10 protein-coding genes and 2 pseudogenes are annotated in these 17,661 nt (G+C 62.4%); 9 read left to right on the forward strand and 3 right to left on the reverse strand.

What is annotated here, in order from left to right; all coding sequences use genetic code 11:
• Nucleotides 1-376: 376 nt before the first annotated feature.
• Entirely contained in the window at nucleotides 377-1,528 is a 1,152-nt protein-coding gene (locus CUJ90_RS29210; RefSeq protein ID WP_114164445.1) for an IS110 family RNA-guided transposase, read from the reverse strand.
• A gap of 95 nt (nucleotides 1,529-1,623) precedes the next feature.
• A pseudogene (locus tag CUJ90_RS29215) lies at nucleotides 1,624-2,381 on the reverse strand (IS5 family transposase).
• Nucleotides 2,382-2,496: 115 nt separating this feature from the next.
• Here CUJ90_RS29215 and CUJ90_RS29220 point away from each other — a divergent pair.
• From CUJ90_RS29220 to CUJ90_RS29225, 3 genes are all read left to right on the forward strand, one after another.
• Nucleotides 2,497-3,924 carry an IS4 family transposase gene (locus tag CUJ90_RS29220; RefSeq protein WP_114164448.1) on the forward strand — a complete coding sequence of 476 codons (1,428 nt, stop codon included), beginning with the start codon at nucleotides 2,497-2,499 and terminating at the stop codon, nucleotides 3,922-3,924.
• 113 nt (nucleotides 3,925-4,037) lie between these two features.
• Complete coding sequence (locus tag CUJ90_RS32725) at nucleotides 4,038-4,205, forward strand: hypothetical protein (RefSeq protein WP_161553734.1); 168 nt, start codon at nucleotides 4,038-4,040, stop codon at nucleotides 4,203-4,205.
• Between the two features lie 41 nt (nucleotides 4,206-4,246).
• The gene (locus CUJ90_RS29225) at nucleotides 4,247-4,648 is read left to right on the forward strand and encodes a hypothetical protein (RefSeq protein WP_114164449.1); all 402 of its coding nucleotides are present in this window, start codon (nucleotides 4,247-4,249) and stop codon (nucleotides 4,646-4,648) included.
• 307 nt (nucleotides 4,649-4,955) lie between these two features.
• On the opposite strand, the gene CUJ90_RS29230 is transcribed toward CUJ90_RS29225, so the two are convergent.
• Complete coding sequence (locus CUJ90_RS29230; RefSeq protein ID WP_114164450.1) at nucleotides 4,956-5,312, reverse strand: hypothetical protein; 357 nt, start codon at nucleotides 5,310-5,312, stop codon at nucleotides 4,956-4,958.
• Between the two features lie 811 nt (nucleotides 5,313-6,123).
• Here CUJ90_RS29230 and CUJ90_RS29235 point away from each other — a divergent pair.
• The 6 genes and pseudogenes from CUJ90_RS29235 (at nucleotide 6,124) to CUJ90_RS33795 (ending at nucleotide 17,497) form a co-directional block, all read left to right on the forward strand.
• Nucleotides 6,124-7,254 carry an IS481 family transposase gene (locus CUJ90_RS29235; RefSeq protein WP_114161853.1) on the forward strand — a complete coding sequence of 377 codons (1,131 nt, stop codon included), beginning with the start codon at nucleotides 6,124-6,126 and terminating at the stop codon, nucleotides 7,252-7,254.
• A 161-nt stretch (nucleotides 7,255-7,415) separates the two neighbouring features.
• Nucleotides 7,416-7,736 (forward strand): GIY-YIG nuclease family protein, encoded by a 321-nt coding sequence (locus CUJ90_RS29240; RefSeq protein ID WP_114164451.1) that lies wholly within the window; start codon nucleotides 7,416-7,418, stop codon nucleotides 7,734-7,736.
• A 324-nt stretch (nucleotides 7,737-8,060) separates the two neighbouring features.
• On the forward strand, nucleotides 8,061-16,673 hold the full coding sequence (locus CUJ90_RS29245) for a beta strand repeat-containing protein (protein WP_114164452.1): 8,613 nt from the start codon (nucleotides 8,061-8,063) through the stop codon (nucleotides 16,671-16,673).
• Entirely contained in the window at nucleotides 16,673-17,041 is a 369-nt protein-coding gene (locus CUJ90_RS29250; protein WP_083080807.1) for a hypothetical protein, read from the forward strand. The genes CUJ90_RS29245 and CUJ90_RS29250 overlap by 1 nt, the downstream gene beginning before the upstream one ends.
• Before the next feature lie 109 nt (nucleotides 17,042-17,150).
• Nucleotides 17,151-17,309, forward strand: a pseudogene (locus CUJ90_RS33790) (Imm8 family immunity protein); the annotation flags it as partial.
• A gap of 35 nt (nucleotides 17,310-17,344) precedes the next feature.
• Nucleotides 17,345-17,497 carry an Imm8 family immunity protein gene (locus tag CUJ90_RS33795; protein WP_422879715.1) on the forward strand — a complete coding sequence of 51 codons (153 nt, stop codon included), beginning with the start codon at nucleotides 17,345-17,347 and terminating at the stop codon, nucleotides 17,495-17,497.
• Nucleotides 17,498-17,661: the final 164 nt, after the last annotated feature.

Consider the following 17,661-nt stretch of genomic DNA (forward strand, 5'->3'; position numbering starts at 1 on the left):
GTTATGCGAAGTAAACCTCCTTGTCCGGTCTCTACGGCCAGCCTGCGCGGTCACCTACCATGACCAGACGCAGGCTGGCCGTAGAGACCGTTGCGTAAAGGACGGTACCGACGCTCATCGCGTAAACCTTGTTGCAGCCTGGCATGTCAATGTCATTCAGGTCAGGGTGTCTGTTGACCGTCAGTGCCGGGTCGACCTTCTATCCGTGCCGGCCTGACAGGCCGGTCACCTCATGCCGCATGCGCGAAGCGCTGGAGCTACCCTGTTACCGACGCGCCCCATCTAGGGAAACGGCCACCCGCAATGGGTAGCCCGAGCGTGTTCCGGGCGCGTTGACCTTTACATACTGTTGCTGCATCCGATGTCATTCAGTCATTCAGGCCCTCACGGTGTTGACGTCGCGCGGCTTGAGTATCGCCCCGACGGGGATCTCGCCGTACTCGAGATAACGCCACAGGGCGATCGCCAGACGGCGTGCGAGCGCGACGATACCGATGCGCCGCATCCGCTTGCCGGTACCGGCAAAGCGCTCGTTGAACCAGTGGCTGAGCTGGCTGCCGGGCTGCAGGCGCAGCCAGCTCCAGGCGAGTTCGACCATCAGCCAGCGACATCGCCGGTTGCCCGCCTTGCTGATACCGAGTTCAACCTCGCTGGTGCCGCTGGCATACGGCGTGGGCGTCAGGCCCAGACAGCCGGCCACTTCGCGGCGGTTGCGAAACTGCCGCCAGCCGAACAGTTCCCTGACGAGCGTCCACGCGCTGCCTGCACCGATGCCGGCAAGCTGGGCGAGCAGCACCATGCCGGGATGTGCGCCGCTGCGCACCTGCCGCTCCTGCTGCACTTCGAGCAGGCGGATCTGCTGGCGCACCAGCGCGAGCCGCTCACATTCGCGCTCGATCTCGGCGCGCAGACCGGGCGCCAGCAGCTCGCGCTGACGGGTCCACCAGTGCGCCCAGATGCGGCCGCCGACAGACCGGACCCGAAGGTTGTGCAGTACCAGCAGGGAACGGATCCGGTTGGTGTGCGCGGTCTGCTCTTTACGCAGGCGTTCGAGCTCGCGGTGCAGGCGCCGGTCGTCTTCCTGCTCAGGCGTGGGGATGCGCGCGACCGCCCACACGCGCCGCTCGCCCGCGTAATAGCGCATGAGCATCGATAGCAGCTTGTCGCTGTCAAGCCGGTCTGTCTTGGCGCGACGCGCACGGCGGTTCACCTCGATGCTGGCCGAATCCACCACGAGATTGACGATGCCCTGTTCAGCCAGCCAGCGGTGCAGCCAGAAACCGTCGCGGCCTGCTTCATAACAGCTGTAGACGGATGCGTCGGCGCCGAGATGGCAACGCGCCCTGGCGTTGGCGATGGCGGAGAGAACCGCCGTGGTATCACCGGCGGCGACCGTACAGCGGCTGGGCGCGCGCTGGCCATCACCCAGTGAGAGCTTCCAGTTCTTCTCGCCCAGTTCAAAAGCCATGTACAGGCGGCCACCTGCCGTCGTATTCTGCCCACGGAGGGCTGTGTCAGGCGTATCCATTTGCGTGCTCCTTCGGAGAAAACGAGTGTGCAAGTCCCGTTTTACTCCAGTCGGGCTTTCTGTCGCTGCCCTCCCACATAGCATCTAGGCTTTGTTCACATTTTCACGAATGGCCCAAACGCACAGGCAAGGGACGCGAACACCAGGTAGCTGTCCGCGAGCTTGTCGTAACGAGTGGAGACTCGACGAAAATGCTTGATACGGTTGAAGAAGCGCTCGACCACATTACGTGTGCGGTACAGCATCCGGCTGTAGCGGCGTTTCGACTTGCGGTTAGAGCACGGCGGAATGACAACTTTGGCGCCGGTGGAGCGAACCGCCTGTACAAAGGCATCGGAATCGTAGCCCCTGTCGGCAATGACGGCCTTGGCACGCAGATGCTCGACAAGCTCCTTCGCGCACGAGATGTCGTGGACCTGTCCTTCGGTCACGACCAGTCGCAACGGCCTGCCTGCCGCATCCACGGCCAGATGCAGCTTGGTACTCAGGCCACCTCGAGACCGTCCGAGCGCTTGCGGGCCGCTTTTTTTGATGCACCGGCCGAATGCTGGTGTGCTCGCACAATCGTCGAGTCGATCAGGATATGGTCGACCTCCGTCTCGCCTGCCATCGCGAGAGCAACGCGCTGCCAGACGCCTTTGCGTCGCCATCGGGAAAAGCGCATGCACACGGTGTGCCAGCGACCAAATTCGGCCGGCAGATCGCGCCAGGGGCTGCCGGTGCGGCCTATCCATCGCACCGCTTCGAGGAACCAGCGATTGTCCGTAGCCGTTCGACCACGATCGCCTTCTTTGCCCGGCAGGATCGCGTCGACTTTCTTCCATACGTCGTCACTCAGCAGCGTTCGAATCATCCTGTCCCGCTTACGCGAAAGACAAGATGTAAACACATTTCAGCAACTTGTAATTACCCACTTCTTTCGCGAATCCTGGTAACCTGGCGTGCGTCACGACGAGCGTGCGAGAAGAATGGCCGGGAAACGACAGGTAGAAGATCGGGCGTGGTTTGAGCGGGACCTTGAAGGAAGCGAATTCCAGGACGCGCGGTTACATAAGCGGTTTGGAATGCTGCTGGAGCAACTGTGGAAGGGCATGGGGCAGACCATTCCACTTGCCTGCCAGGACTGGGCCAATACCAAGGCAGCCTATCGTTTCATGGACAATGATCGCGTCAGTGAACAAGACATTCTGAGTGGACATTTCCAGGCAACTGCCCAGCGTTTTTCCTCGACCGATGGACCGGTTCTTGTCCTTCAGGACACCACCACGTTTTCGTACGAAAGGGAACGTCCCGAGCTCATCGGTTACGCAAGCAACACGCTGACCGCAGCCGGGAGATACGGTCGCGACAAGGCAGGCTCGCAGTGCGGCATCCTGATGCATTCAAGTCTCGCGGTGACGCCGCAAGGCCTGCCGCTCGGGCTGGCGGCCATCAAGTTCTGGAGCCGCAAGGAGTTCAAGGACACTGCGACCAGGCGCAGCAAGGTCAACTTCACACGCATACCGATCGAGAAGAAGGAAAGCTTTCGCTGGATTGAGAATCCGCGGCAATCAACGACTCGACTCGGCGATCCCGATCGTTGTGTCCATATCGGTGACCGGGAAAGCGACATCTTTGAACTGTTTTGCGCTGCCTGCGAGCTCGGCACGCATTTTCTGGTACGTACCTGCACGAACAGGCTGGCCGGCGACGGCGGACATACCGTTGCGGATGAAATGTCAGAGGTGCGGGTGAAGGGATTGCATCGGATCGAATTTCGCGACGCCAAAGGGCACCCTCACCAGGCGCTTCTGGAGATCAGATACCGGCGCCTCACGGTTTGGCCGCCCCTCGCAAAGCAGCGGCACTATCCGGCGCTCAGACTGACGGTCATCCATGCGACGGAGCGCAGCGAGCCGGCGGGCCGGAAGCGTATCGAATGGAAGTTGCTCACTGATCTGCCGGTGAACTCACGGGTGGATGCAATCGAAAAGATCGACTGGTACGCGATGCGCTGGAAAATAGAAACGTTTCACAAAAACCTGAAGTCGGGCTGCAAGGCTGAAGAGTCGCAGTTACGCACAGCCAGCCGGTTGACCAACCTGATCGCCATCTTCTGCATCCTTGCCTGGCGCGTATTCTGGCTCACCGAAATCAATCGATCTGCACCAGAGGCTCCATCGGAGGTGGCGCTTACTGCAACCGAGGTGACGCTCCCTGAGCAGCTCGTCAAGGACACAGCACGCACCGCACAGGCGCCTCCCCTGTCACGCTGCCTCATCAAGCTCGCCCAGCTGGGTGGCTATCTCGCACGCGCCAACGATCCACCGCCCGGCAATAAGGTCATCTGGCGCGGCATGCATCGGCTTGTCGACATCCAGATCGGATACTGGCTAGGGCGTGAAAATAGTGGGTAATCACAAGCAAAATACAGCCCGCCATAGGGTGACGGCGCGATCGCGCTGCTATTCTGGTGATACTCTTCCTCAAAAGTGCACGCTGAACCTCAACGTGATATTTTAAAAGACCAATGAAAATAGTTGAAAATCCATCGGAGCACGCCCTCGATCAAATTCGAAAAGTGCTCGACGATGATCCTGAAAGCGGCATCGTTGATAGCCGCGCAGCACTTCAACAACTATGCGCCTTTGTTACCTCGCAGCGCTTTGCCTGCCACTTGCTCTGTACGGTTGCCTGACCTACCACGACCCGCGCCCGGTTGGGGAACGGAAATCCGATTTGCATACGGCCACGGTTAACCTGGCTGGTACTTACGACATTGTCGATAGCCGTCGCAATCATCGCCACTTCACGGGTGCGGTAATTCGCAAAGCCTATGGCTCTGACGGGCTCGACATCACGTTGACGAGCCCGACTTCCGGATCCGCCCTTTTGTCCGGCAAGAAGTGTCGCGGTTGGGCAAGCAGGAGTTATTCGGCCATGACGTGCGACTCGCCCGCCTATGGGGTCAATTTCTACAGCCTGAGTACGCCAACGGATCTGGATCGCACAGTCAAGGAGCGCGGAATCATAACCACGTTCGAACCCATGACGGTTCCTGATGGCGATTACCTTCTCGAATACTCCGATCAGGGCGGCCGATCGTATTACTACGTTCTGGCCAGGAAGACGTCGCCATAAACCCATCAAGTCGGACGCTTCGAGCGCCGCGCGTGCTGCTATGGCTCAGTCCACCGCCGCCACGATCGCGTTCGGACTCGGAATGCGCGCCGCGAAGGCGAGGCGCTGAGCGGCGTCGCTGAACGCCGGCCACTCACGCGCATCCGCCGGTGGTGTGCTTTCGGTCGGTGTGCCGTCTGCGCTGTGCGCACGGTCTTCACGGCCGTACGTGTCGCCGCGAACAGCGGCTCGGCCGCACGCAGATCCGGTGCTTTGCCGCTTCCTGGGAAGCCAATGTGGAAGTATTGCGCCTGGTCATCGAGCGCTGTCAGCGGACTTTGACGACTTCGAGCTCGTACTCCGCCATCCAGTCAGAGCCGGCACCGCCGTCGCTGGTCACGACGCCGTTGTCCAGCTGGTCACGGATCTGTTCCTCAAATTCGTCCGAGGAGCAGTTCATTTCTTCGAGTTCCGCATCCGAAACTTCAATCCTGATGATCACGTATCTCTCCTTTTGTGCCGGACACGTGGCCGGAATGCCAGTGCCAAGGTCAAATTCGACATGGTCTTTCTGGTCCCGTTCGCCGGTTGACCGGCTTTCGTAGATGTTCAGGCTGCCCGCGCCTCCCGAAACCCGGTTCGAGCCGCAAACGCAATCACCAGCGCCCACCTCGAAGATCGCCAATCGACGGCATGAGCGTTTTCGATGACCATGAAGTGGGAGGCCTCGGCGAAGAATTCGGTCTTCGCGACTTCTTGTGGAAACCAGCGGAGGAACTGGCGCGGCCAGGCTCATGTCGACTCAATTCCGCCCGAACAAAGAGGTCATCGACCGGTTGAACCGCATGCATGCGAGTGAACGTTGAAGGCGCTGCGTGGCCAGTCGCTGGAAGTTTCGTCAGCCGCGGGTGGTTGAACCGGGCGGCGCACTGTCCGCCGCCTCGGAATTGGGGCTGGATATAGGAAGCCGGTTGTGGACCGGCTTTGCCTCGTTATCCGGCATCTGCGCTTCTCGCGTGATCGAGTTAAACCAATGGTGCTTGACCTCGATCCCATGCCGCGCCACATAGGCCCTGATCTATAGCGCTGTTCGAGTCGAACCATCGTCATGCGCAGCGTTTGGCGCCGTTTCCGCCCTTCAGAAAATGACGCATCGTGCCGATAACGCCTGGATGAACCGTTTCATTTGCAAGGAGCTGAAACGATGGTGTGGCACGTATACGAATTCGAAAAAAGCGCATCCAGCTTTGCGGGCATGTTCAGCATGAGCGAATGGAAGGACCGGCTGCTCGCGGACGTGGGTGCGGCGGCTGCCGATCAGGTCGACGCGGAGCTGGACGACGCGATGGACGCCGCACGCAATGCTGGCTGGCAGGGGAAGTGCGGGGCGAGCCGCGCATCTTCGTTTTGCCCAATTGTACAGACCGGGGACATAGCTGACAGGTGTGCGAGGACATGGTTGACACTTCCGGGTACGAAAACGCCCGGTCCCGACTATGCCCTGGAACGCAAGAGACACCATGAGCCTCAGACAGGAATTTGTTCATCTGGCCAGTCAGCGCACGCTCACGGTCACCGAACTGTGCGAGCGCTTTAACATCAGCCGGCAGACCGGCTACAAATGGCTCAGACGTGGCGAGGACGCGCTGGCGGATCAGTCGCGGCGCCCTGCCAGCAGTCCCTCAAAGACCACCGTTGAGATGGAGCAGGAGGTGGTGCGCCTGCGTCAGGCACACCCGCGCTGGGGCGGCCGCAAGATCAGCCGGCGCCTGCGGGATCTGGGCTTTGAAGCGGTGCCGCAGCCCAGCACCGTGACAGCCATCCTGCACCGGCACAATCTGATCCTGCCGGCCGGTTCAGCGATGAGTGAACCCTGGAAGCGCTTTGAGCACGAGCAGCCCAACGTCCTCTGGCAGATGGACTTCAAGGGACACTTCGATACCCTCGAGCAGGGGCGTTGTAGCCCCCTGACGGTGCTCGACGATCACTCGCGCTTCAGCATCCTGCTGCGCGCCTGTGGGCCAACCGACACGGCCACGGTGCAGGCGGGCCTGCGCGAGGCATTCGGCCACTACGGCCTGCCGTTGCGCATCAACACCGATAACGGTTCGCCATGGGGTTCACCGGGCAGCCCGGGGCAGCTCACCGAACTGGCCGTCTGGCTGATCCGGCTGGGGATCCGCATCAGCTACAGCCGGCCTTACCATCCGCAGACCAACGGCAAGGACGAGCGGTTTCACCGCACGCTGAAGGCCGAAGTGCTGAACGAACGGAGCTTCGCCACCCAGCAGCACGTGCAACGCGAACTGGACCGCTGGCGCACCATCTATAACTGCGAGCGCCCGCACGAGGCGATCGGCATGGACACTCCGATGAGCCGTTACCAGCCGAGCCCGCGGGCGTTTCCATCGGTCCTGCGCGAGCCGGAGTACGGCCCGGATGACGTGGTGCTGCGGGTCAAGGCAAATGGCGAGCTACGCTTTGAAGGACGGCGCCTGAAGGTCTCGAAAGCACTTTACCGGCTGCCGGTTGCAGCACGCGCAAAGGACGGCGAAGACGGCGTATTTGAATTCTGGTTTGCCCATCACCGCATCCTCACCCTTGACCTGAGGAGCGAAAACCGCTGACCATAAAGTGTCAACGATGTCCTCGCACGTTCGTCAACCATGTCTCCGGTCTGTACACCCAATGAAGAAGAATTCCAGTTCGGATTTGCCTGGACCGGCACGCGCACGACGGTATTTGCGCTACTCACGTTAGCCTGGATGACGCCTGAACACGTAGCGGATTGCTAGCCATCGGCTCGGCCGGACTCGCCTCAAACGCTCGATGCAGAACGCATCGGTCGCGGCTCGAGCGCAGTCTTCACGATCTCTTCGCCCGGGCCAGCCTGGACATCGAGATCAAGGATCGTTTCGGCAAGCCCATCAGGCCGCGCGAGTGGTTCTTGCTGCCGCTGTCGATCATCGGACAGGCGGTGCCGATGATTGTCGATGGCAGCATTCTGGGCTCGCATTCGGCGCCGCGCACGCATCTGCGTCGTGGTCATATCCGTCGGCTGGGAGAGCACGGTGACCTGGGTGTGGCCTGCGGTTGTCAATGCGGGTAGCGAACGCGGCGTCGTGGTGAAGGATTACCGCATTACCCGAAACGAACCCTTGGAGGGGGCCGAAGAGGGTACGTCCCGTACGCCTGAATCGCCGGAGAGGCTCAAGGCCGGCGCCGGAACTCCAGTGCGCCAGTAGTCGACGCTGACTGATTCCATCGCGCGACGGATCAGCATTGATGGCAAGCGACCCGGCAAATTTTTTGTTGCCAGAAAGTTATCAAATATTGTCAGGCTTACCGGGCGTGATATTCCTCAGGTAAATTATTCGCTACAATCGCGGCGAAGCGGTCCCGAGTAACGCGAACAATAAAATATGGCATTCCCATGCGCAGGCCGATCCAGAAAAGCTTCAACAGCTTAGTACAACGTAACGCTGCGCGGGGCGCCAGCTACATTGCGAACAGCAGACTGAGCGCGGAGACGCGCCGTCCTTTTTGGATGCGCTCGACTGCGTGGGTGATGGCGGCGGTAATGTACCTGAGCCCGGTCGCCTTCCTGTTCGACGAAGTCGCGCAGGCTGCACCCATCGTCGATCCGCGCGCGCCGGTCCAGTTCCAGCCTGCGATCACGCAGACGAGCACGGGCGTGCCCGCGGTGAACATCGCGCAGCCCAATGCAAACGGGATAAGCGTCAACAGCTACCAGACTTTCGGCGTTGACAGCTCTGGCCTCGTGCTGAACAACAGTCTGGTGAGTGGCACGCCACTGCTTGGCGGCACGCTCGCTGCCAATCCGAATCTGGCGGGACGAACCGCCAGTACGATCATCAACCAGGTGACGTCAACCGGCCCAGCTTCCACCCTGGTCGGCCCGCTGGAGGTGTTCGGCAGTCCGGCCACCGTGATCATCAGCAACCCGAACGGCCTGGCCGTCAATGGACTTTCCCTGACCAACGCGCCGGGGCTTGTGCTGACGACGGGGACGCCGCAGTTTCTCACTGGTGTCGGTGGCACCTCAACCAGCTTCACCAATGCGGGCGCGCTTGCCTATAACGTCACCTCGGGCAACGTGACGATCAACGGTCCGGCGGGCGCGAACGGCCCGGGTACTGGCATCGAGGGCACGGTTGGCAATATCGATGTGCTCGCGCAGACGATCAACCTCAACGCGCCGCTGCGCGCTGACCAGCGCGTCAACCTCATCGCGGGCAACCAGCTCGTGAGCCCGGCCGCGGCAGGTTCGACTGGCACAAGCTACAGCACGGCATCGAACGGTGCAGCCAATACGGCAGCGGCCATCGGCAACGGTGGCGTCGCCATCGATGCAAGCCAGTATGGCTCGGTGACCAGCGGCCAGATCTATATCGTGTCCACAGCCGCCGGGATGGGGGCGCGCAACCTGGGTGCGCTCGCGGCAACCGCGGGCAACGTCAATGTAAATTCGAACGGCGACATCACGGTTGGCCCGACCTTCGGCAGCCAGAATGTCAATCTGGCCAGTGCGGGCAATACGACGATCACAGGCACCGGGCTCGCGAACCAGAACTATACGGTCAACGCCGGTGGTGATATTAATGCGACGGGCTCCGTGTCAGCGGGGCAGGACGTCTCGATGAACGCGGGCGGTGACCTTTCGGCCACATCGGTTGCGGCCAACGGCAGCGCGAACCTGACAGCGGGCCAGTCGATGTCGCTCGGGTCACTGTCCGCCCATGATCTTGCCTTGCAGACGAAGACCGGCGACCTGACACTCAACTCGTCAGTGACGGTGCCCGGCACGATCCGGGCGCAGGCGGGACGCGACCTGACCGTCAATGGTGCCGTTCAGGGCGGCAGCACGGTGGATCTGAGCGGCGGGCGCAACGCAGCCATCAACGGCTCGGTCTCCGGTGTCGGCAACACGTCACTGACCGCGCAAAGCGGCAGTGCGCTGGTTGGCGGCAACGTCCAGACCAACGGCGCGCTGTCTGTTGCCGCCGCACAGGACGCGGCACTGGGCGGCACCACCCAGGCGCGGGGTCCGGTGACCATCGCCGCACAGAATGGCTCGATCACTGGGCAAGGCAGCGTCGCGTCATCGCAGGGCGCCGTATCACTCAATGCAGGACAGGACATCCAGGTGGGTGGTGCGCTGCAGAGCGGCAGCACGCTCACGACCAGGTCGGGCGGTAGCACCCTGCTTGGTGGAACGGTCTCCGCGCCTGGCGCGGTCGAGGTCACCGCAGGTCAGGACGCCATCCTGGCGGGCGATGTGACCACCGGGTCAACGCTGACCGTGGCGGCTGGTGGTAATGCCGCCGTCCTGGGCAAGGCGTCATCGATTGGCAACATGAGCCTCGCCGCGGCGAATGGCGCGCTGTTGACCACTGATAGCGTGACGACGCTCGGAGGCCTGAGTGCGAGTGGCCAGCAGGGTGTGAACCTGGGCGGCACAGTGTACAGCCAGGGCAATGCGAACGTGACGTCGGGCGCGGGCACGGTCGCGGTGCTCGGCGCGATTTCGAGTCCGGGCACGGTCGCCATCAGCGCGGGCCAGGATGCGGGTGTCGCCGGTACCGTGCATGCCGGTCAGGACGCGATCATTACCGCTGCGCGCAACGCCATCGTGGACGGCGGGGTGACGGCCAACGGAAACCTGAGCGCTACAGCGGGCCAGGCCATGGCGCTCGGCGGCAACGCGGCGGCAGGCGGCGATACTGTGCTGACGGCCGGCACCGATCTCACCGTGTCGGGCAACGTGTCCGGCAACGGAACCGGCTCACTGAACGCTGGCGGCAATCTGTCCGGTAGCGGCAGCGCGAGTTTCGGGCAGGACACGACAGTGGGAGCCGGACAGGCGATCAACCTGTCGGGTGCGGTCCAGACGGGCGGCAACCTGAACGCAACGGCGGGCAGCAACGTGGCGGTTGGTGCGGTTACGACGGTTGGTAACGCGACGCTCCGCGCTAACGGTGGAGATCTGGCCGTCAATGGTGCGGTGCTGAGCGGCGGCAACCTGGCTGGACAGGCAACCGGCAACCTCACTGTCGCAGGCAGCACGACCAGCCTCGGCACGACCACGCTGACGGCGCAGTCGGGCAACCTTAGCGCATTGGGCAATCTGCAGTCGGTGGGGGACGCTGCCCTGTCGGCTGGCCAGACGCTGGCCGTGACCGGCACTACCCAGGTGGGGGGCAACGCAACCCTGGCCGGTACGAATGTCATCACGGGTGGCACGACCACCGTATCCGGCACGCTGAACGCCGCCGCGCAGAACACGCTCGACCTGTCCGCCGGACAACTCAATGTCGTGCAGGATGCCACCCTGTCGGGCGCCAACGTTTCGACCGGCGGGGCGCTGATCGGCGGCAACCTGACGGCGAGCGCGAGCAACCAGCTCACGACTGGAGGCAGCAAGACGCTCGTCCAGGGCGCGGCGAACCTGACCGGCGCCAATGGCGTGACGAATACCAGCAGTGTGCTGGCGGGCGGGCCGCTGACGGTTACCGGTGCAACCGTCACGAACGGATCCGGCGCGAACCTGGTCTCGACGGCCTCGACGACCGTCAACGCGACGGACCTGAACAACGCCGGCGTCATCGCCGGGTTGACGACGGCGGTCACCGCCAACGGTAGCCTCGCGAACAACAACGGCGCGATCATCGGTACCAACGCGCTGAACGTCACGACAGGCAATCTGGCTGGGAACCAGAACGGTGTGCTGTTCGCGGGCAGCACCGATCGGGCCAGTCCGGGCACGCCGGGCGATGCGACGATCACGGTCACTGGCGGCAACGGCACGTTCAATAACGCCGGCGGCCAGGTCCTCGCGCAGCACGATCTCACGCTGAACCTGCAGAACCAGGCGTTCGACCCGTCGGCTGCCGCGAGCGGCACGATCAATCTCGGCAATGCGCTGACGATCAACACCCAGCAGCTGAACAATTCCGGCACGTGGGCGATCCCGGGCAACAGCGTGTCGATCAACGCGACGCAGGGTTTCAGCAACAGCGGGACGATCAGCAAGGCGGGGGACATCACGCTGTCGACCAACGGCACGCTGACCAACAGCGGCACGATCTCTGCCGGCAACGACGTCAATCTGTCCGGCACGATCGTCAATCAGGCGGGTGCATCGATCCTCGCGAACGAGGACGTGAATCTCACGGGCGCGACGACAAACGCGGGTACGGTCAGTGCGGTACGCGACGTCAATCTCAATGGCAGCAGTTACGACAACAGCGGGGCGTCGACAGCGGCGGGGCACAATCTGACTGCGAACCTGTCAGGCGATCTGACGAATGTTGGCGGCACCGTCACCGCGCGGAACGACATCACGATCACCGCGGCGGACGTGAACAACAGCCGGGCCGGGGCAAACACGACGACCACGACGACCTCGGCCACCACCATTGCCGCGGCGGGCCTGGAGTCGGCGCTCCTGTCTGCGCCGATGGGATCGCTTACCCTGAGTATGACCGAGTTGTCCTACGCAGACGGTAGTGTCACAGGCTCCCAGACATTCACGACGAATATCACCGGCCGCGTTGGTGACATGCAGCCGGCTTCCGCGACGGCCGTGACGGCGGCCGACCTGAGCGGCGGCACGTTCAACGGCATCGCCTTACCAACAGTCACGCAGACCACCACGACGACGCAGCCCAGCGGGCAGGGCGGTGTGATTGCCGCCGGGCACGACCTGTCGATCACCACCGGCACGTTGAACAATCACGGCAGCACGATCTCGGCCGGCAACAACGTCACGCTCAACGTTGCGTCGCTCGACAATGGCGGCGACGCGGCCGTCACGACGATCACCGACAGCATCGATGCCACTTCATATGCGAGCTTCCTCACGCAACTCAAAGCCGCATATGCGGCTGGCACGCTCGCTGCGATGCTTGAATCCGTCGATGCACTGGACAATCCGACTGGCGCAGTGACCGTGCCAGCGAACGTGATCCCGACAACCGGACCGCCGGCCGCGCAGACATCCACGGTCACCGTCTATACGAGCCAGAACGCCGGCAAGATTGTGGCGGGCAACAATCTCGCCCTCACCGGCACCGGTGCGGGCCTCACGAACGCCGGGAGTCTGTACGCGGGGCAGGACCTGCGCGTCACGGCCAGCAGCTTTACGAATCAGGGCTACCACACGGACACCGTCACGTCGAAGACGGGATGTGCTGCCGGCGTTTCCGCGGCGGACTGCGGCTACTTCTCGACGATGATCTCGTATCCGAACCAGCAGCTGATGTTTGAGCGTCCGGGGCAGGATTTCACGAACGCGATGACCCAGGCCGCCCTTGCCCAGGAACTGCTGCACAACTACGCGACATTTGGGCCCGGCAACGATTCGGCCAACATCTACGGCGACCGGATCGATTCGCAGACCTACAGCTACACGCAGACCAATAACACCGTGTTCGCCGGACGCGATCTGGTCATCGCAGCGCCGACAGTCAACAACACCTACGGCAACCTGCTGGCGGGGCGGGACGTCGTGATTGGCGGAGCCGGTACGACGCGCGACAACACGGACTTGAACAATCCGCAAACGAACCTTACGCAGGCGTCGGCAGTCACCAACACATCGGGCAACATCCAGGCCGCCCGTGACATCGCGATCAGCACGGCAGCGCTCACCAATACCTTGTCGGCTCCAGCGCAGGTATATCAGAACTACGGCTTGACCGCGCGGTTCGGCTGTAGCGGCGCTCTCGGTAACTACTGCGATGCCTTCGTTGACCAGCAGTCGGGCGACGCATCGACGATCACCGCCAATCGCAACCTCTCGATCAGTGCCGGGTCGGTGGCCAATACGGGCAGTCTTGTTACCGCCGGGAGCCAGGCGAGCATTACAGCCGTGGCGGGCATCACGAACCAGGACCAGACGCTCAACGCGTACTGGCACGACCGCCGCTGGGCTCCCGTGCTCGGCACCGGTTCCGTGCCGGACAACTTCGGTTGTGGCACGGTGGTGAACTGCGCGTCGCTGTTTGGCAGCGACTATCACGCGGGCGCAGGCATCCAGCCGCCCACACCCTACGCCAGCCTGCCCGGTACGATCCAGGCACCGTCGCTGTCGGTCACCGCAGGTGGCCAACTGCAGAACTCCGGCAATGTGATGGGCCAGCAGGTCGCGCTCACCGGCGCGACGATCGTCAATGGCCTTACCTCGCCCGCCGTCTATACGCCGCAGGCGACCGCCTCGCAGCAGGTCATTTCGCTGGGTCCGGTGGGCACGCCTGTGGCGGCCACGAAGGCGGCGAATCTGGCGAGTGGCACCGGGCAGATCGGCGCTGGCCTGGCGACTGTGTCCGCGACCGCCGGAACCATCGCGAGCGCCTCCAGCGGTGCACTGGGCTCGGCCCTGGGTAGCGGCGCTGGCGCCGTGGCTGCGGTGACGGGTAATAGCGTCAGCGTTCCGGCTTCGCCCACCAGCGCCAGCGTGGCGTCGGTGCCCGCCACTCCACCGGTGCAAACCGTCGCAGGCGCCGCCGCAGGCACCACTGGCACCGCGACCTATCTGGTCAGCAGCCCCGCCTCGCAGGTCATGGGCAGCATTGGTCCGGCCCAGCTGGTGGCGAGCCTGCCGGCCAGCCTGCGGCCGGATACGACGCAGTTCTATTACGACCCGTTCACCGAAGACCAGGTCCTGCAGCAGGCAGCGCTTACGCAGACCGGTCAGGCGAGCTTTATCAGCGGCCTGTCGTTCGACAACCGGAACCAGATATCGGTTGCGAACCAGGAGAAGCAGGTCCTGTATGGCAACGCGATCCAGTACGCGAAGGCGAACAACCTTGCGCTGGGCACCGCATTGACCCAGGCACAGATTGCCGCGCTTGACGCTCCAATGTTGTGGTACGTAGAGGAGACGGTGCCGCAGCCGGGGTGCACAGCAACGGGCAACGCCAGTTGCCCAACGGTCACCGCGCTGATGCCGCAGGTCTACCTGCCGCAGAACTATGCGGTGGTCCAGCACGACGGCACGATTACCGGACAGGACGTGTCTCTCACTGCGACGGGCGGTGGGTCGATCCTGAACACCGGGTCGATTACCGCGACCGACACGTTGACCGTCAACGGCGGGACGCTCACGAACCAGCAGCGCTCGACCGATATCGGCACGCAGTACACGTTCCTCGGCAGCGTCGCTGGCCTCCTGACGACCACTGGCACTGAGGTGCAGCCGGGCGGCTTCATGTCGGCGGGCAATTACCAGATGAACGTCGACGCGGTGAACCAGATCGGCGGGGCGCTCCAGAAGCTCAATGCCGACGGCACGGTGGACACGGCGGGCACGCAGCAGGAACTGGCTGCCCTGAAGGCTCAGCTGGGCAACAGTTTCACGCAGGGCACGGTATCGAATGACCTGCATACCACCTTCACGTCGCTGGCTGATACCGGCGGTGCGTTCCAGCAGGTCGGGATGCTGTTCGTCATGGTGGTTGCGTCGGTCATCACGGCGGGTGCGGCATCGGCTGCGATCGGCAGTGGCGCGGCCGCAGGCAGTACCTTTGCGGCCGGAACAGCGGCCACAACGACGGCTGAAGGTGTGTTCATGCCGGCGATATCCGCCGGTCTTGGGAACATGGCGTTGTCCGCCGGTATCGCGGGGATGACCAGCAGTGCGCTCGGGCAGGCGGCAACCGGTTCGTTCAGTACGGCCTCGATGCTTCAGGCAGGCGGTATTGCGATGGTGACTGCCGGACTCACGAACGGCATCACGGTGGGCGGTGAGAGCCTGGCGTCCCTGGCGGGTGTACAGAATGTCGGTGGCGCGCTGGTACCGATGGCGGGTTCCACCACGGCGGGTACCCTGCTCGAGCAAGGCGCGGCGATCGCAGCCGAAGCGACCGTACAGGCTGGCGTGCAGACCGCGATTGGCGGCGGCAGCTTCCTGACGAATCTGAAAAACGATGCGATCAGCGATATTGCGGCGGCTGGCGCGTACGCGATCGGCAATGCAAACGCGGCCGGCGACTTTGGTACCGGTGCGCAGGGTGAACTCGGCTATGTGGCGGTGCACGCTGCCCTGGGTTGCGCGGCCAGTGCGGCGAGCGGTACCGGCTGTGCCAGCGGTGCCATTGGTGGAGCCGCCAGTGCGGCGTTCTCACCCGACTTCATCAAGGCGATCGATCCGACGGGCGCGCCGCTGGATCTCGGGCAGCAGGCCGCATTGGGCGCGTTCGCGACATTGGCCGGTGGCGTTCTCGCGGGGTTGGCTGGAGTGAACGTGAACGGCGCGGCGACAGCGGCGCAGAACGAGGCATGGAATAACGCCGGCGCTGATCCGCACGTGGCAGGCACGGTCCAAACGGGCGGCCTGGCGACCAACCTGTGGAATGTGGCGCAAGGCACCATGACGTGGCTGGGCAATGGCGCCGCATCGTTGGGCAACCAGTTCATCGGGCTAGTGAAGGCCGGCGCTCAGGCCAAGATGTCGGAATCCCCTTCGAGCCTGGCAGCTCAGGGCGTCGCGAACGGGCTGAACGCAGTCGCGGGCATGGGAGGTGGTGAGCCGCCGGCTGCGAGTCCGGGGGCGGTGCTGGTGAATTCGGCGGCAGGACAGTCCGTGAGCGCCGCACCGGGCGCATCGGGGTATGTGCCGAACACGGCGACGCTTTCCAGCGGAGGGGGCAGTGACGAGACTCAAGGTGACAGTAGAAGCACAACTTCGAATGGTACGGCGAATGCGGCAACAGGCCCCAAACTTACCGACGATTTAGCTGCTGCCATGTCAAAGCCTACCGTTTCTGACACAAAGCTCGGTGGACTTATGGATGATCTGTATCGCGATGGAGCTAAGATTGGAACAGGTAGTACCGCTGACGCCGTTCGCTACGAGACCGAAACCGGCACTCCTGTCGGAGGAGTGTTTCATACTCAGAAAGCCGTGGATTACTCAGTTGCGCTTCAGAGGTGGTTGGACTCAAATCCCAACGCATCATTTAGTGATCGTTCCGCGGCGCAGAACGTCCTGCGCGACTTGCAAAATGCACTGAAGGGAAAATAATGAATACGTGGAATGAATTCGTTTCTGATCTAACCGAGGTCGAACCCCTTCGCCTGGCTAAAGATGAAGCCGTCGAAGAATGGGGTGTAGACATTCCTAGGACGCTCCTTTTTTCTAGGCTCGGCAAAGCTATAGCAGAGAATTTTGATCGCTTTTCATTTGACGAACGAATCTTTGTTTTCAACTTGGTCGAGCTCGGAATGAAAACAAAAAACGATGAGCTTAAGACTCTCGTTGCGACGGGGCTATTGGAGTCCCTTTACACGCGAGCTTCCCGTGACCCAGTCCTCTGGGGGCGTTTGGATGGACAGCTCGGCAATATATCAAAGCAGTATTTGCTTGATTGGGGGACGTGGCGTCAGTCGTGATTTGGGTATATGCCGAGCATGGCGACGTTGTCGAGCCGTCATGCGGTTACAGGGGCGCGCGTGAAAGTAAGCAACGGCCACCTCAATGTGATCAACTGAGGAATATGCGATGCATGCTGTTGTAAAGAGCATTTCTTGTGACGAGTTAGATCTCACGACGTTTTCACCGGAGAACCCAGCATGCTTTTCGTTAAATCTTCGTATTCGAATTGGATCCGACGAGAAGCCCGGCGCGGATGATTTCGAACTTTGCGTTTGCACACCAGAATGGCTCCGTCAGACCGTACGGGAACCCCGTTGGGGATGCCATTCTCTGATCGTTCGGGAAACGATTTTTCGTCCATTGAACCTTTCATTCACAGTTACGTCGCCGGGTGCAGCGGCGGTGGCTGGAGTGAAGTCTCACGGAAGCTGGCGCGCGTTTTCGCATGGGAGTTCGAGGACTACCGGGATTGATCCAGCCCTGTCGTTAACGTCGGAGCTAGTGACGAGTTGCCACAAATAGCACGGCCGCAGATGAGCTTGCGAAAGGTCCTGCGGCCCCGACTGAGGCGGACGAACTGCATGAGGTTGGTCTCTCCCCGTTGGAGAGCAATCTCCTACGCCTGTGCAGTGCGAGT

It is taken from the genome of Paraburkholderia terricola (assembly GCF_003330825.1).
Classification (GTDB): Bacteria; Pseudomonadota; Gammaproteobacteria; order Burkholderiales; family Burkholderiaceae; genus Paraburkholderia; species Paraburkholderia terricola.